The 16,670-nt window shown below is 35.4% G+C and carries 12 protein-coding genes, 1 pseudogene and 1 other annotated feature; of the genes and pseudogenes, 10 read left to right on the forward strand and 3 right to left on the reverse strand.

What is annotated here, in order from left to right:
* Window positions 1-33 precede the first annotated feature (33 nt).
* The 4 genes from MKX66_RS21850 to tyrS all read left to right on the forward strand — a co-directional run bounded on the left by MKX66_RS21850 (window position 34) and on the right by tyrS (window position 5,090).
* Window positions 34-1,536 carry a DUF4077 domain-containing protein gene (locus tag MKX66_RS21850; protein WP_002034679.1) on the forward strand — a complete coding sequence of 501 codons (1,503 nt, stop codon included), beginning with the start codon at window positions 34-36 and terminating at the stop codon, window positions 1,534-1,536.
* Window positions 1,537-1,746: 210 nt separating this feature from the next.
* Window positions 1,747-2,142 (forward strand): SET domain-containing protein, encoded by a 396-nt coding sequence (locus MKX66_RS21855; RefSeq protein ID WP_000573650.1) that lies wholly within the window; start codon window positions 1,747-1,749, stop codon window positions 2,140-2,142.
* Between the two features lie 386 nt (window positions 2,143-2,528).
* A complete protein-coding gene (murB, locus tag MKX66_RS21860; RefSeq protein ID WP_002016019.1) occupies window positions 2,529-3,446 on the forward strand; it encodes a UDP-N-acetylmuramate dehydrogenase in 918 nt (305 codons plus the stop codon).
* 107 nt (window positions 3,447-3,553) lie between these two features.
* Window positions 3,554-3,770: a binding site (T-box leader), on the forward strand.
* 57 nt (window positions 3,771-3,827) lie between these two features.
* Entirely contained in the window at window positions 3,828-5,090 is a 1,263-nt protein-coding gene (gene tyrS, locus MKX66_RS21865; protein ID WP_341087124.1) for a tyrosine--tRNA ligase, read from the forward strand.
* Window positions 5,091-5,354: 264 nt separating this feature from the next.
* Here tyrS and MKX66_RS21870 read toward each other — a convergent pair whose 3' ends face one another.
* The 3 genes from MKX66_RS21870 to MKX66_RS21880 all read right to left on the reverse strand — a co-directional run bounded on the left by MKX66_RS21870 (window position 5,355) and on the right by MKX66_RS21880 (window position 7,796).
* Window positions 5,355-6,533 carry an NAD(P)/FAD-dependent oxidoreductase gene (locus MKX66_RS21870; protein ID WP_002016002.1) on the reverse strand — a complete coding sequence of 393 codons (1,179 nt, stop codon included), beginning with the start codon at window positions 6,531-6,533 and terminating at the stop codon, window positions 5,355-5,357.
* Window positions 6,534-6,577: 44 nt separating this feature from the next.
* Window positions 6,578-7,018 carry a DUF1641 domain-containing protein gene (locus tag MKX66_RS21875; RefSeq protein WP_002016003.1) on the reverse strand — a complete coding sequence of 147 codons (441 nt, stop codon included), beginning with the start codon at window positions 7,016-7,018 and terminating at the stop codon, window positions 6,578-6,580.
* Window positions 7,019-7,448: 430 nt separating this feature from the next.
* Window positions 7,449-7,796 (reverse strand): winged helix-turn-helix transcriptional regulator, encoded by a 348-nt coding sequence (locus tag MKX66_RS21880; protein WP_000760478.1) that lies wholly within the window; start codon window positions 7,794-7,796, stop codon window positions 7,449-7,451.
* Between the two features lie 394 nt (window positions 7,797-8,190).
* Between MKX66_RS21880 and MKX66_RS21885 the strand changes: the two genes are divergently transcribed.
* The 6 genes and pseudogenes from MKX66_RS21885 to MKX66_RS21915 all read left to right on the forward strand — a co-directional run bounded on the left by MKX66_RS21885 (window position 8,191) and on the right by MKX66_RS21915 (window position 16,628).
* Window positions 8,191-9,354, forward strand: a complete 1,164-nt coding sequence (locus MKX66_RS21885; RefSeq protein WP_326996767.1) for an MFS transporter — start codon at window positions 8,191-8,193, stop codon at window positions 9,352-9,354.
* Window positions 9,355-9,370: 16 nt separating this feature from the next.
* Window positions 9,371-10,210, forward strand: coding sequence for an aldo/keto reductase (locus MKX66_RS21890; protein ID WP_002068247.1), 840 nt, complete (start codon window positions 9,371-9,373; stop codon window positions 10,208-10,210).
* Between the two features lie 123 nt (window positions 10,211-10,333).
* Window positions 10,334-11,272, forward strand: coding sequence for a thioester domain-containing protein (locus MKX66_RS21895; protein ID WP_016102243.1), 939 nt, complete (start codon window positions 10,334-10,336; stop codon window positions 11,270-11,272).
* A 148-nt stretch (window positions 11,273-11,420) separates the two neighbouring features.
* Entirely contained in the window at window positions 11,421-12,038 is a 618-nt protein-coding gene (locus MKX66_RS21900) for a DUF1361 domain-containing protein (protein WP_002143694.1), read from the forward strand.
* Between the two features lie 368 nt (window positions 12,039-12,406).
* Window positions 12,407-12,873 (forward strand): annotated as a pseudogene (locus MKX66_RS30925) (GNAT family N-acetyltransferase).
* Between the two features lie 518 nt (window positions 12,874-13,391).
* Window positions 13,392-16,628, forward strand: coding sequence for a M60 family metallopeptidase (locus MKX66_RS21915; protein WP_341087130.1), 3,237 nt, complete (start codon window positions 13,392-13,394; stop codon window positions 16,626-16,628).
* Window positions 16,629-16,670: the final 42 nt, after the last annotated feature.

Raw genomic sequence — 16,670 nt, forward strand, 5'->3', positions numbered from 1 at the left:
CGATACGTATGAGTAGAAGGTGGGGCTTCATATATGGAGTGGTTAAAGAGAACTTGTTTTTCTAACCTTGAGAAAGAATCACAGAAAAATCATTTATTGCTATTTATCACGATGTGTAGTTTCTTCCTTGGGATAATAGCGATTGGGTATTACGGATATATTTTTACAGAGAGAGCAATAGCATTTTGGATGTGTGGTATTTCTATCGTAGTATTTGGAACGCTGCTTACTTTTATAGAAAGTATGGAAGCAATGTATAAATACATCATGACATGTATGCTACTTATTATGTCTTTCATTATGGTACAAGCATTTAATGAAAGCCCAGCTGTATTTCAAATGGTCTATTTTACATTAGCGGTTTCACTTATTTATTTGAGTGAACGTCTTATTTTAATTCTTGGCGGGGTAGCAGTTGTTGTTACATTTATACTTTGTAGTTATTGGCCAAATCAATTTTTTGCGTATACAGCGTCATCTGAAGCTGCAAATTTCGCAAGCTTGTTAGCGATTGTAACGATCGCTATGTGGGGTGTCACAAAGATTGGTTCTAATCTTTTGGCTCGTTTAAGGGATGAGAAGCAAGCGGTGATGAAGAAAGCTCAGGAGTTAGAAGAAACGCAAAGGCTTATTGAGGAAACTGTTGTGAAGTTAGATAGTAATTTCAATCATTTAAGACAAAATATGAATACATCGATGGAGTCAATGAGTGAAATTAACTTTGCTTTTGAAGAAGTAGCAGTGGGAACTCAATCGCAATCAGAGATGATGTCACGTTCAGTAGAAGTATTGAATGATATGGAGGGAAATATTGACCAAATCATCTCTCAAGTAAGAAATGCGTCGATGCGTGTTGATAAAAGTTTGGAAATCTCAAAGGGTAGTGTAAATACTTTAAGAAATTTTGAAGCTAACATGAGAAGTTTAAATGATGTTGTTTCACAATCAGGAACGATATTTAGAGAATTGATGACACAATCGAAACAAATTAATGAAATTGTAGATGTAATCACGAATATTTCAAGTCAGACGAGTTTGCTAGCTTTAAATGCAAATATTGAAGCTGCAAGGGCAGGCGAGCATGGAAAAGGTTTTGCTATTGTAGCGAATGAAGTATTAAAGCTTGCTGAAGAATCGAATCGTTCTGCGGGGAGAATTCAAGGGATTTTGAAGGAGTTTAGTAATCAAGCAAGTAAAGTAGAAGTGCAGGTAGAGAAGTCAGAAAGAGTACAAGAAGAATGTAACGAAATGTTAGCAAGTGTTTTGACGAATGTAACGGATTTAGGGAAGTTTATTGATGCGATTAATGATGTAATGAGGGAGATTGTTGGTCATCAAGAAAGTTTCCAAGCTAAAACGACGAATATCGTAAAGGACGTTACACATGCTTCTAACGTAATTCAACAAACTTCTGCAGCTACGGAAGAAGTGTTAGCGAGTGTTGAAGAAGAAAAGCATCGAAATGATACATCGGTGAAGACGTTACATACTGTTAGCGAGCAAGTGAAGTTGCTAGAAGATATTTTAGAAAAGTAATATCTCTTAAAAGGGTACACCATGTGTGCTCTTTTTTCATTTAAATGAATACTTGATAGTAATTTAATTGCTTTTCTGCGCGTTTTCTGCCAAGCTTAAGGAGATAAACTGAGACTTTAATTAGTGGGGCTATACGCTACTGATTATTAGTTGAACCCCGCAAATAGCGGAATAAAATACTTCAAAGAAAGAATTATATAGGTGACGCATATGATCGAAGTTAAGACTTCTGAACTTAGTGATGGAGAATTTAATAGAGGGGTATTTGCAACTCGTGATATTAAAAAGGGTGAGTTGATACACTCAGCACCAGTTATCTCTTATCCGAATGAACAGCATGAACACATTGAGAAAACGTTACTTGCTGACTACGCATTTGAGTATGGGGTAAATCATACGGCATTCCTGTTAGGATACGGCATGTTATTTAATCATGCATATAATCCGAATGCAACGTATGATATTGTCTTCGAGAATCATACGTTTAACTTCTTTGCTTACAAAGATATAAAAGCGGGAGAAGAGATTCTAATCAATTATAATGGTGAAGTTGATGACGATGAGCTATTATGGTTTGATAAGGAAAAAGAAGAGAACGAAAAATAAGTTAAAAAGTATAGAAAGGGCACATTCTGTGGGATGTGCTCTTTTTTATTGATGAAAATAAAGTAAAGATTACAAAAAAATACCACTTTTCTTTCGTATGGTATAGTAAGATATTGAAGGGTATTACTTTGAAAAGCCTATATATTTTACAAATTGTTGTCTATATGGTTACATGTCAAGTTTAGTAGCCCATTTGGGTTGCTTTATTATGCGATATATATTTTAATATGAGTGGAACCTCTTATAATTTAAGAGGTTTATAGGTGTGCTTTATGTACACTGTATTCACCACGTTAGCTGTTGTTTTGTAATGCATTTTTATGTGGGGATATTATGGACCCGTATATAGCGGGATAAAAAGATTATAGAAATAGAGGAATCGTAAAATGAATATGCACGAGGTTTATAAATATTTAAGTACAGTATTGCCTGAAGGTCATGTGAAGCAAGATGAAATGTTAAAGAATCATACGCATATTAAAGTGGGCGGGAAAGCGGATGTGTTCGTTTCTCCTACGAATTATGATGAAATTCAAGAAGTTATAAAGTATGCGAATCAATACAATATTCCAGTTACGTTTTTAGGAAACGGCTCTAATGTTATTATTAAAGACGGTGGTCTGCGCGGGATTACAGTAAGTTTAATTCATATTACAAATGTTACTGTAACAGGGACAGCGATTGTTGCGGGGTGTGGTGCAGCAATTATTGATGTGTCACGAATTGCATTAGATCACTGTTTAACAGGACTTGAGTTTGCTTGTGGTATACCAGGTTCAGTTGGCGGAGCGTTATATATGAATGCTGGTGCATATGGCGGTGAGGTTGCATATGTGCTAACAGAAGCTGTCGTAATGACAGGTGATGGAGAGCTACGTACTTTAACGAAAGATGCATTTGAATTTGGATATCGTAAGAGTGTATTTGCGAACAATCATTACATTATTCTTGAAGCGAGGTTTGAACTTGAAGAAGGTGTGCGTGAAGAGATTAAGGAAAAGATGGATGATTTAACGTATAAGCGTGAATCAAAACAACCTTTAGAGTATCCTTCATGTGGCAGTGTATTTAAGCGTCCACCAAATAATTTTGCGGGTAAGCTTATTCAAGAATCAGGACTGCAAGGTAAGCGAATTGGCGGAGTTGAAGTTTCTTTAAAACACGCTGGATTTATGGTGAATGTTGATAACGGAACTGCACAAGATTATATCGATTTAATTCATTTCGTACAAACAACTGTTGAAGAAAAATTCGGTGTGAAATTAGAGAGAGAAGTAAGGATTATTGGAGAAGATCTACAGTAATCTTTGAATAAAAAACGTATAAAAGTATGAATTATTTCGAAATAACATTTGGGTATTGTTGACAATTTGATTTGGATTCAATATAATGGCTAATAATTTAACAAATAAAATATACGTTGAAAGAGCCCAGTAGCAGTTTGTCACTGTTATTAAAGAGAGCTAGGGGTTGCTGGAACCTAGCACAAACAAACTTGTGAATTACACTCTGGAGTATCTTAGGTAACGCTAAGCGGACTAGCAATCGATATTATTGCTAAGAGTGGTATGAATAGCTATGCTATTTATGCAAACTGGGTGGTAACACGGTGAATAATCGTCCCTATGTCTATTGTAGACATAGGGGCTTTTTTGTTTTCAAAAAAATAAAGGGGATGACAAAAGATGAATATTATTGATGAATTAGAATGGCGCGGTGCTGTGAATCAGCAGACTGATGAAGAAGGTTTACGTGAGTTAGTAGAAGAGAAAAAGATTTCACTATACTGCGGAGTTGATCCGACTGGTGATAGTATGCATATCGGACATTTGATTCCGTTCATGATGATGAAAAGATTTCAATTAGCTGGCCATCATCCGGTTATTTTAATTGGCGGGGCAACAGGAACAATTGGTGATCCAAGTGGACGTCAATCAGAGCGTCAACTGCAAACTTTAGAAGTGGTGCAGCATAATGTAGATGCGTTAACAGCGCAAATGAAAAAGCTATTTGACTTTGGCGGGAATAGCGAAGTGAAGATGGTAAATAACTATGACTGGACACATAAAATAAACATTATCGAGTTTTTACGTGATTACGGAAAAAACTTTAGCATAAATAGCATGTTAGCGAAAGATATTGTCGCAAGTCGTTTAGATACAGGGATTTCTTTCACAGAATTCACGTACCAAATCTTGCAAGCGATGGATTTTCATCATTTATACACAAAAGAAGATGTTCAATTGCAAATTGGTGGTAGTGATCAATGGGGAAATATTACGAGTGGTTTAGATTTAATTCGTAAGTTAGAAGGTCATGAAGCGAAAGTATTCGGATTAACGATTCCATTATTATTAAAATCAGATGGTACGAAGTTTGGTAAATCAGCAGGTGGTGCTATTTGGCTTGATCCGGAAAAGACAACACCGTTTGAATTTTACCAGTTCTGGGTGAATACAGATGACCGTGATGTAATTAAATACTTGAAATACTTTACGTTCTTAACGAAAGAGCGAATTGATGAATTAGCAGCGAAGGTAGAAACAGAGCCTCATAAACGTGAAGCACAAAAAGTATTAGCGGAAGAAATGACGAAATTCGTTCATGGAGAAGAAGCATTTTTACAGGCAGTGAAAATTACAGCAGCGTTATTTAGCGGAGATATTAAGTCGTTAACAGCTGATGAAATTGAACAAGGCTTTAAAGAGATGCCGACATTCCAATCTTCAAAAGAGACGAAAAATATCGTAGAGTGGCTAGTTGATTTAGGAATTGAACCTTCTAGACGTCAAGCGCGTGAAGATATTAATAATGGGGCTATATCTATGAATGGTGAAAAAGTAACGGATGTCAGTAGGGATGTTACTGTAGAAAATTCATTTGATGGACGATTCATCATTATTCGTAAAGGGAAGAAGAACTACAGCTTAGTGGAATTAGGAGAATAGTTCTTGTGAAAGAGCGGAAGTAGGGAAGATATCTACTTCCGCTCTTTTCATATACACAATTTCGACATAAAAAAGTCAGTATATTTTGATAATTAAAGAGGTTATATTATTCTTTTGTCGAATAAATAAGTTAGAGAAAATTACGGATAAAGTGAAACTTTAATCAGTGGGGGATTTTGTTCATCCCCACTGATTATCAGCCCGCAAATAGCGGGATAAAAATAGCCCGAACCATGCAGGGCATGATTCGGGCTTATATTCAGATTAGTATGCTAAGCTGAATAGACCTTTAATGTGTGATAAGTAACGAACGTTACTTGCTTCTTTCATTAATGATGCTGGTAAACCTTTAAGCGGAGTATTGCTTGCTCCGATTGTAGCAACAGCATCTTTACGTCCTAGACTAGCAAGTGTTCCAGAGTTGATAGGTGCGAACTCTTCGAATGCTTTGCCTTCTAGTGCTGCGTATAAGTTGTATCCAATTAACTCACCCATTTGCCAAGCGATTTGTGCAGTTGGTGGGTATGGACGACCGTCTGGAGAGAAGACAACAGCGCTGTCTCCAGCAACGAATACGTCTTTGTGAGAAGTAGATTGTAGATGTGCATCAACAGTTGCACGACCGCGGTTTACTTCAAGACCTGATTCACCAATTAATGGGTTACCTTGTACGCCGCCTGTCCAAACGAATGTGTTAGCAACGATTTTTTGACCGTCTTTTAAGTCGATTTCATTACCAGCAACGTTTGTTACAGGAAGACCTGTTAAGAATGTAACACCGCGTGCTTCTAAGCTAGCAGTTGCACGTTCGATTAAGTGGTCTGGTAATACTGGAAGGATTTTTGGACCTGCTTCAACAAGAAGAAGTTTAACTTCTTTTGGATTTACGCCGTGGCTTTTTGCAAGTTTAGGCATAATGTCAGCAAGCTCACCAACTAGCTCAACGCCAGTTAATCCGCCACCACCGATTACGATTGTAGCATCAGCTTCGTTTTTCGTTTTAGCGTATTCACGAATACGGTCTTCAACGTGTTTGTAGATTTTGTTTGCATCAGCAGCAGATTTTAATACCATGCTGTTTTCTTCTAGTCCTGGAATACCGAAGTAAGCAGTTTTACTTCCTAAAGCAACTACAAGTGCATCGTAAGATAAAGTAGTGCCACCAGCTAGTTTGATTTCTTTGCTATCAACTGAGAATGACTCAACTGTTGCAATTTTAAGATCGATGTCTTTACCTTTGAAAAGCTTTGTAAGTGGCATTGCAATTGCTTGCTCAGCAACGTTACCAGCTGCAAGGCGGTGTAGTTCAGTGATGATTTGGTGCGTTGGGTATTGGTTAATCACTGTAACTTGTGCTTCTGATTTGCTGTAGTATTTACGTACGTTTAAAGCGGCAAGAAGACCGCCATAACCAGCGCCTAAGATGACAATTTGTTTTGACATAGTATGTTATCCCCCGTCTTTACTAATTGTTGTTATAAGTTAAATTATTTATTGTTACGTTCTGCACTAATTTGAAGGTATGCGTTCACAAAGCGGAACATTTTTTGTGCTTGTGGGTCTTTTAGTAATTTTAATAGACCGAACAGGCCGATAACTTCGTTGCTTTCATCAGCACGATCTTTCGCTTCGATAGCAGTTGCAGCCATGCTTTTCACTGTATCTTTTACAGGTTCTACAAGCTCTGTGATTGCACTAACAGTGTCGCTTTTTAATACTTCATCAGTAGCAACAGTTTGAGCGAAGTCATAAGACTTAGTTAAAATGTTAACAAGCTCAGTTAATTTTGGAAGCTGTTCTACTAGTGTTGTTAATGATTCTTGTACCTCAGGTTTTAACAACTGATCAAGTACATCAAGTTGTCCTTGGCTAGCAGAAATTTGTACAGTTTCTTGTTCTGGCTTTGTTTGAGTCATAGTTTCTGGCATCTCCAATTCTCCTTTACGATAGCAATACTCTTATTTTTTATAGGTAAGATAGTAAACACTTGCGAAACTTTATACAAAGTTTCACAAAGCACAATAAAATGCCTTTAAATTTATGACAGCAAGTAAGCTGAAATCATAAATCCAAAACCATAATGTCCTACCTATTATTTATGAACTGTCCGATACATGGCTTGTCCGCATAATGGAAAGTTCCCTTATCGGAAAGTGTATATAATATATATCCTATATTATATACTATATACACGTATGTTAACATAAAAATGATTCCTAATTATTTGATATTGATTCTGTAACCTAGTACTGACAAGGCATGAAAGCGCATAAATTATTTTATCTATCTTAAAAATGTACATATATATAAAGAAAAAAAGGAGGAAATGGACAAATTTATGTTCATTTTTTCCTTTTTTTATTGTTCACCTTCTGTAATTAGCATTGATGTGTTACCGCTTTTTTCAAGGTGGCATTCGCCCCAAGTACAAAGAGAATCAAGAATGGATTCTAAAGACCAACCGTAGTCTGTAAGAGAATATTCTACTTTCGGTGGTACTTGATTGTATACCTTTCTTTGAATAACTCCGTCTTCTTCTAATTCGCGTAATTGCTGTGTTAACATCTTTTGTGTAATACCAGGCATGAGACGTTTTAATTCACTCGTTCTCTTTGTACCTTTCGTTAAGTGGCAAAGAATAACGACTTTCCATTTTCCGCCGATAACCTCTAAAGTCGCTTCAACGGGAATATTATATTTCTTCATATAAAAATCTCCTTTGATGAATGTAGATTTCAGTTCTCCAACAAAAGAAGCCAAATAATTTAAATGTTACTAAAAAGTACCTATAGCACTTTAAAGTACGTACTTTTTATCATGTTGAATATGTTCCATAATAGCATACGTAAGAGGGAAATGAGTAGTACGGTACTAAAAAGTACCTATGTTACTTTTTGGTACCTATCGTACTTTAAAGTGCGTTCTTCAAAAAAAGAGTGAAGCCATTCATAATAGCATATATCAGCAGTAACATTATTTTTGTAGAAGATAAAAAGGCCTTTTTATCATACTATTATGATTGGATTTCTCGCATTAAGGAGGAGTTCAATTGAATTCATATGCAGTATCATCTTCGGCTGTTCAGACGAATCGAAGAAGTATGTTTGCTTTATTAGCGCTAGCAATTAGTGCATTTGGAATTGGTACAACCGAGTTTATTAGTGTCGGTTTATTACCATCTATTTCGGAAGATTTACATGTTTCTGTTACAACAGCGGGTTTAACCGTTTCTTTATATGCATTAGGGGTAGCGTTTGGTGCCCCAGTATTAACGTCATTAACAGCTAGTATGTCGCGAAAGACGTTATTAATGTGGATTATGATTATTTTCATTATTGGTAATGGAATTGCGGCAGTGGCAACAAGTTTTACTGTGTTGCTTATGGCGAGGGTTGTATCTGCGTTTGCACACGGCGTTTTTATGTCGATAGGATCCACAATTGCGGCTGCACTTGTACCAGAGAATAAACGTGCTAGTGCAATAGCATTTATGTTTACTGGTTTAACCGTTGCGACGATTACAGGTGTACCAATTGGAACGTTTATTGGTCAACAATTTGGCTGGAGAGCATCTTTTATGGTGATTGTGGTCATTGGAATTATTGCCTTAGTCGCAAACAGCATGTTAATTCCGTCTAACTTAAAAAAGGGTACACGAGTATCATTTCGTGATCAATTCAAACTTATCACGAACGGAAGACTCTTACTTGTTTTCGTCATTACTGCATTAGGATACGGAGGAACATTCGTAACATTTACGTATTTATCTCCGCTATTACAAGAAGTAACAGGATTTAAATCGAGTACCGTTACAATCATTTTGTTAGTGTACGGGATTGCAATTGCGATTGGGAATATGGTCGGCGGAAAATTATCGAATCATAATCCAATTCGTGCACTATTTTACATGTTCTTTATTCAAGCAATTGTATTATTCGTACTAACATTTACAGCGCCGTTTCAAGTAGCGGGGCTTATCACAATTATTTTTATGGGGCTATTCGCGTTTATGAATGTTCCAGGACTACAAGTGTATGTCGTTATATTGGCTGAGCGTTTCGTGCCGAGTGCCGTTGATATCGCATCAGCAATGAATATTGCAGCATTTAACGCAGGAATTGCTCTTGGGGCTTATTTGGGCGGTATTGTAACGAACTCGTTAGGATTAATTCATACAGCTTGGGTAGGCGGCATTATGGTAGTAGGCGCTGTTATTTTAACAGCTTGGAGTATGAACTTAGAAAAAAGAGATCAAGCAAAATAAAGGAGAGAAAAATATAATGAAAAATTTACAAAGTAAAACAACATTGCATAACGGTGTGGAAATGCCTTGGTTCGGTTTAGGTGTATTTAAAGTAGAAGATGGACCGGAACTTGTAGAGGCTGTGAAAGTAGCCATTAAAGAAGGATACCGTAGCATTGATACAGCTGCGATTTATGGAAATGAAAAAGCAGTTGGAGAAGGCATTCGCGCTGGTATAAAAGAAGCAGGAATTTCTCGAGAAGATTTATTCATTACTTCAAAAGTGTGGAACGCAGATCAAGGATATGAAACGACACTTGCTGCATACGAAGAGAGCTTAAAAAAATTAGAACTAGATTATTTAGATTTATATCTTGTCCATTGGCCTGTTGAAGGGAAATATAAAGATTCGTGGAGAGCGTTAGAAACACTTTATAAAGAAGAACGCGTGCGTGCAATTGGCGTAAGTAACTTCCAAATCCATCATCTGAAAGACGTATTGGAAGGTGCGGAAATTAAGCCGATGATTAACCAAGTAGAGTATCACCCGCGTTTAACGCAGAAAGAACTACAAGCTTTCTGTAAAGAACAAGGAATCCAAATGGAAGCATGGTCACCACTTATGCAAGGGCAATTATTAGATAATGAAACTTTACAAGAAGTTGCTGATAAGTACGGTAAAACAACAGCGCAAATCATTTTACGTTGGGATCTTCAAAATGAAGTTGTAACGATTCCGAAATCAACGAAAGAACAGCGTATTATTGCGAATGCTAATATATTCGACTTCGAATTAACAAAAGAAGATATGGAAAAGATTGATGCTTTAAATCAGAACCACCGCGTTGGTCCAGATCCTGATAACTTTGATTTCTAATAGAGGTAAGTTCAAAGGGTGCAAAAAAGTTTGCACTCTTTTTTGTTTTGTCTATGCATAAAAAACTTTTCTAACTAAATAATACATAGTAGTAAATTTGTTATTTTATAAGGGGTTGTAGACATGAATATAAAACGATCGTTCAAGCTAATGGCCGCTTTTTTGAGTGTTTTATTTGTATTTGCGAACTTATTATTCCCACTTCAAAAGGCATCCGCAGAGGTTATGGATCACACGAAGTATCAAATGGATTGGAGTTATAGTAAGTCAAAGAAAAAACCAATTCGAACAGAGCTTATTAAAACAGCAGATGGCAAAATTGCTTTTTGCTTAAATGTGGATTTGAAATCTCCGAGCGGCCAAGATTTACCTGAAATGGGTAAAGTAGATATTAACGTATACCGTGTACTATTAAACGGGTATCCGCAGAAGAGCCCACAAGAATTAGGTGTTTCCGATTGGAGAGAGGCACATTACGCAACGCAGCTTGCGGTGTGGAATGCGTTAAAACAAATTGATATTAACGATTTAGATTTCCGTAATAAAAATGTAGAAAAAGTAACGAAAGATATCGTTGCGAAAGCAAACGCTAGTGAAGAACTACAAGAAATTACGATGAGTGTAGTACCATCAGAAGAACAACAAGCAGTATTGAAAAATGATTTCTTTGAAACAGGGTTATATACAGTAGAAACAAATGCGAAAAGTGGAACGTATAAGGTGCAAGCAACAGGTGCTCCAGAAGGCGCGAAATTTGCAAATGAAAAAGGCGAAGCGAAAACTGAATTTAATGTAGGAGAGAAATTCCGCATTTTAATTCCGAAACAAACACCAGCGGGTGGATTTAGCTTTAAAGTATCAGGAAATTTAACGAAATTACAAGGGATTGCTCATAAAGGAACACCAACGATTCAAAATGCAGTTGTATTACTTGAGCGTAGTGAAGAAAAAACAAGTCCAGAGTTGGCGGTAAGTTGGAAAAAAGCAAATGGTCATGATAATAAACCAAATAAACCGTATACTCCAAACGAACCACATAAACCAAATCAAGATAAAAGATAAAAGATTAAAGAAAAGCACTGGTATGTTCCAGTGCTTTTTTTGTATGCTTACATTTTTGTAAGGTTGCTGTAATGTATCTAGATTATAGTTTTTACAACATGCTGTTAAAATTAAGAAATAATTTACGATATATAAGGGGAGATACACCGTGAATGAACGTTCAAAGGCGCGAATTAGTTTTTTTATTTACCTGTCTATTTTAATTATTTTTGATATAAAATACTCGTTTATGATTTTGAATATGTTCCTTGCCTTTGCTGCACTAGAACTTTCTTTTTTATTGCCATTATTTAAAGTGAAACAGAAAAGTGAAATACCGGTGAGTAGCCTATTTTATATTATTTTCATACTACTATCACCGAATGTGTTTTACGTAGTAACAGATTTAATTCATCTAAATATATATGAGTTTAATTATAAAAAAGGACTAGTACTTGAAGAGTGGAAAAACTTTTTTGTATTAACAAGTGGAGTCATAATCGCAATTTATTATTACATTCTTATGCTGAAACAAGTGAACAATCTTTTACAGACGAAATGGAGAAAAGGTATGCTCTTTGTTTTTATATTACTTTCTAGTATCGGGATATTTATTGGAAGGTTTTTGCGTTTCCATTCGATTCATTTATTTACAGAGCCATTATCTTTAGTAAGACAGTTTGTATATGCAATGAATGGATCTTCGGTACTTTTCATTATATGGCTGACGCTTTTACAATGTACGGTTTGGTGGTTATTTGTAGATGTAAAAAGGAGGGGATTATAATCGATAAAGATATTGTAATGTTAACGATAGTACTTATAGCGATTGCTCTATTTCTTTTTATCTCACAAGTCTATATAGCGATCCTTCTGTATAAGTATGAAAAGTCTTGGTGGTGGGGAGGGCTTAGTTTCCTTTTACCGTTTGGACTTAATGTGTACATATATCAAATTATTATATTAGAAAAACGAGTGGGGATATTTTTTGAAAGGTTAAATTCAAGTGAAAGAAAATTATGGAGGAAAATATATTTTCTTGTATTGCTACAATATATGTTCTTGTTTGCATGCTTCGGATTTCTTACATCGCCAGCATTAATGTTTTGATCAGTACGGTATAATGAAACAAGAAATTAGAGAGAGAGATGAAAAATGAAACTTCGTATTTGTGAAATAACGACAGAAAATCGGCATGAAATTGCTAACTTAAAAGTAACAGAACAGCAGCATAAATTTATTGAAAGTACAGTTGAAAATTGTTTAGTTGATGCTGAAAAAAATATAAAGAAGATGCGGTTTCCGTAGGTCTGTATGATGGTGATATACCTATTGGATATGCAATGTATGGCTGGTTTGAGGAAGAAGAAAAGGCTGTATATTTAAATCAATTTGTCATCGATAGTGCATGCCAAGGAAAAGGGTATGCAAAACCATTATTGCGTTTGTTAATGGAGCATTTTACAACAGAATATAATTGCAAAGTTATGTATTTAAGCATACATCCAGAAAACAAACTTGCGCAAAAATTATATGAATCAATTGGGTTCCATTTAACCGGTGAAATTGAGGATGAGTGGTTACACGGAAAAGGATTTATAATGAAACGTATGCTTGATTAATAAAAACCTGTCCGAAAGAATAGTATCTTTCGGACAGGTTTTTATTTTGAGATAGTATTAAATGTTTAAAATATAAACATTAAGATTTTTGGATTTTATTCATAAAATTGTAATATTAATCTAATTGAAATGTCTATCTAACGAGAAAGAAATCATGTACAATTCATTTTGGAAAAACCGTCCATAGATGGATGCCTATGAATGAATTGTAAAAAATAATATTTTTATACACATTTTTCATGTATAGACAACAATACCTATTAAAATTATTTCTTATCATTATCCCATCATGTAAAAAGGAGAACTCATCATAAAACATAGAGAGATGAGAAGGAATTTTATACTTAAAAATTTTGTTGTATAAGAAAGCGAATACATATAGGTAATAAATGTGAGCGGTATTGGTAAGTGAAGTTTTGCTGTGTATTTTAAATGGTTGTATAAAGATAATTTGATTTTGCAGTAAATGAATATATCTATGATGGTTTGCATGACAAAAAGAATAGGGGACACAGATTATGTCGAAGAAAAAGACGAGTAGGGTATTAGTAGCTGGTATATGTATATCTACATTGTTATCACCAGTAGCTTTCGAAGCATCAAAAGGATATGCGGCGCCTTTGGAAGAGAACAAGGGTGGGAATTTAGAAGAGGTGTTTGAGCAGAGAACGTTTCAGTTGCCGGGAAAAGGTAGTGTGGAAGAAGAGAGAGAACGCTTAAAGCAAAAATGGAATTTATCTGCGAATGAGCCAACTGGAATTTATGCGAAGCCTAATGAGGACATTACTATTGAAATAAAAGGGAACGAGTCAATTAAAGCTTTTATTGGAACGAGATCTTATGATGTAGAAGGCTTTAAAGAGTTTGATTTAAAGCCTGGTAAAAATGTAATTAAGTCCCCTAATGGCGGGATTTTGTATTTTTATAACTTAAATGATAGTGGAGAGGTAACTGCAAAAGTTGAAAATGGTGGTAGTCACTTCCCGTTATTTATATTAGGAAAACATACGAAAAAAGATTGGAATGAAATGCTGAAAAAGTATAAAAACCCTTACGCAGTAGAATTGAAGGGAGAGAGAAGCTTAGTTACTGCAAGTTATGATGCTGTGAAAAATCATATGGGAGATACAGACCCGGTAGAGTTAATGCAACTGCATGATAAGATTATAAAAATGGAAAATTCAGTGGCAGGTTTATCTGAAGATGGTATTGGGGTTGCGAAGTCTCCAAGCCATTATGTGCAGTTTGTTGAAAAAAGAATACCAGAAGATGGAGACTTTATGTTTGCAACGCACTACCATACTGCATATGTTCCAGATGTTATGGATAAGGTGTTGAATACAGAAGAACTTACGAAGGATGGGTGGGGACCGTGGCATGAAGTAGGACACTTGCATCAACAAGCACCTTGGCAGTGGACGGGAATGGGAGAAACTACTGTTAATATTTATAGTTTAGCTGTGCAAGTAGCCTTTGGAAATCAGTCTCGCATGGAGAGAGATGGCAGGTATGAAAAAGCGTTTGCGTATTTGAACCAACCAGATGATCAAAAAAACTTTGATACATCTGATCCGGTTATTATGTTCTGGCAGTTACATTTAGTGTATGGCGATCAATTCTATCCGAAGTTACATCAAATGTATAGAGCGTTATCTGATATAGAATACCCTATGCTAGATACTGACGAAGTTATTGGAGATAGAGAGAAAAAGCAAATGTTTATATACATGGCTTCAAAAGCATCGGGACAAAATTTAATTTCTTACTTTGCAAAGTGGGGATTACATGCAGAGGCGGATACGGTAGAAAAAGTAAATAAACTACAATTACCTGAACCGAAAAATGAAATATGGTTATCGAGAGATAGTAATCCGATTCGTGAAAAACAAGTTGAAGTATACAAAATTCCTTATGGTGAAGCGGTTAATACAGTACCAGATATTTTAATAGGTACAGAATTTGATGGGAAAAAGGCGAGTGAACTTGTAAAGAACTTAGGAGCAAATGTAAAAGTAACAGGTAAAATAGTATGGCTTAAACAAGAAAACGGAAACCAAATTGTAAATGTAGAAATTGTGGATGCAGAAGGTAATGTAAATGCAATTCCTGTACCAGTGAACGTTGTGTATGGTGATAGTATGGTGTTTAAAACATATTGGAATACAAACTCTGTGGTAACTTTAGATCATAAAGATAAGAAATTTAATACGACATTAGTAAGGAATATATTAGATCATAGTTATCGAAACCAAAAGTATGCAGGTATTACAATATATGATGCAAACGGAAATGAAAAGAAAAGTGTTTCAGCGGAAGGGCAAGAAGGATTAAAGAATTTTGTAAAAGAGTTAGATGGAATGTCGTTTGAGTATGGGGACATTATGAAAGTGTACCATATCGAACCGTATTATTTAACTTGGTATGATGATAATAAACTTGTAGATAAAGGTGCTTCTAAAGATAAAAAGGAAAAGTTCTTTAAAATTACAGAGCGAGGATATGAGTTAATAGACGGCTTACAAGAAGTGACACCAGTACCGCAAAAAGTAGTAGTGGGAACAGATGTTGAAAAGTTAGATGCCAAAAACTTTGTTGAAGTAAAAGGCGGAGAAATAATCGGCTTTGTAGAAAAACCGAATACATCAAAAATCGGTGAACAAAAAGTAAAAGTAGAAACAAAAGATCATTTTGGAAATAAGCAAGTGACGGAAGTACCGTTAGAAATAATTTACGAAGATAGCATTATGTTCTTTGGTACAAGTTACGGAGGAACAAACATTAAATCGGTTATAACGTTAAATCATAAAGAGAAGAAATTCGGTACAACAGATTCAGAAGGTAAAATGCATACGTCATTTGCGGATGAGAAGTATATGGGAATGACTATATATGATAAAGATGGAAAAGAGAAGAAAGCAGTATCTGTAAAAGCGTCTGAAAATACGAAAGCATTTGCAGAACAATTCAATGGAATGGCTTTTGAATATGGCGACATAGTAAAAGTATATCAAAGAGAATTTGATAGATTTAAAGTTTACAAAAAGAATGAATTCGTGGATGCACAGTATGGCGTTCATGAAATATTCTTTAAAGTTACGGAGCAAGGTTTCGAAAGAATGGCAGCTCAGCAGGAAGTAACACCAGTACCGCAACAAGTAGAAATTGGAACGGAAGTTGAAAAGTTAGACGCGAAAAATTTTGTTCAAGTAAAAGATGGAGAGGTAGTAGGCTTTGTTGAAAAGCCAAATACAACGAAATTGGGAGAACAAAAAGTAAAAGTAGAAACGAAAGATCGTTTTGGAAATAAGAAAGTGACGGAAGTGTCATTAGAAGTCATTTACGGTGATAGCATTATGTTCTTTGGTACATGGTATGGTGGAACGAATGTTAAATCGATTATCACAATCAATCATGAGAATAAAAAGTTAAGTACAGTAGGTTCAGAAGGTCCAGTTCATACTCAGTTTAAAGGTGAACAATATATGGGACTAGCTGTATTTGATAAGGATGGAAAAGAGAAAAAGCAAATGGTATTAGAAGGAACGGAAAATACGAAAGTATTTGCAGAACAATTTAATGGTATTTCGTTTGAATATGGTGATGTAGTAAAAGTATATCAAGCGGAATTTGATCGATTTAAAGTGTACAAAAAGAATGTAGAAGTGAATACACAGTATGGTGTGCATGATGTATTCTTTAAAATTACAGAAAAAGGTTTTGAAAGAGTAGAAGGTATACAAGAGATAAAGGCTTAACAGAAATAAAAAAGCTCGTAAACATAATGTTTACGAGCTTTT

Source organism: Bacillus sp. FSL R9-9530 (assembly GCF_038008145.1).
Taxonomy (GTDB): domain Bacteria; phylum Bacillota; class Bacilli; order Bacillales; family Bacillaceae_G; genus Bacillus_A; species Bacillus_A mycoides.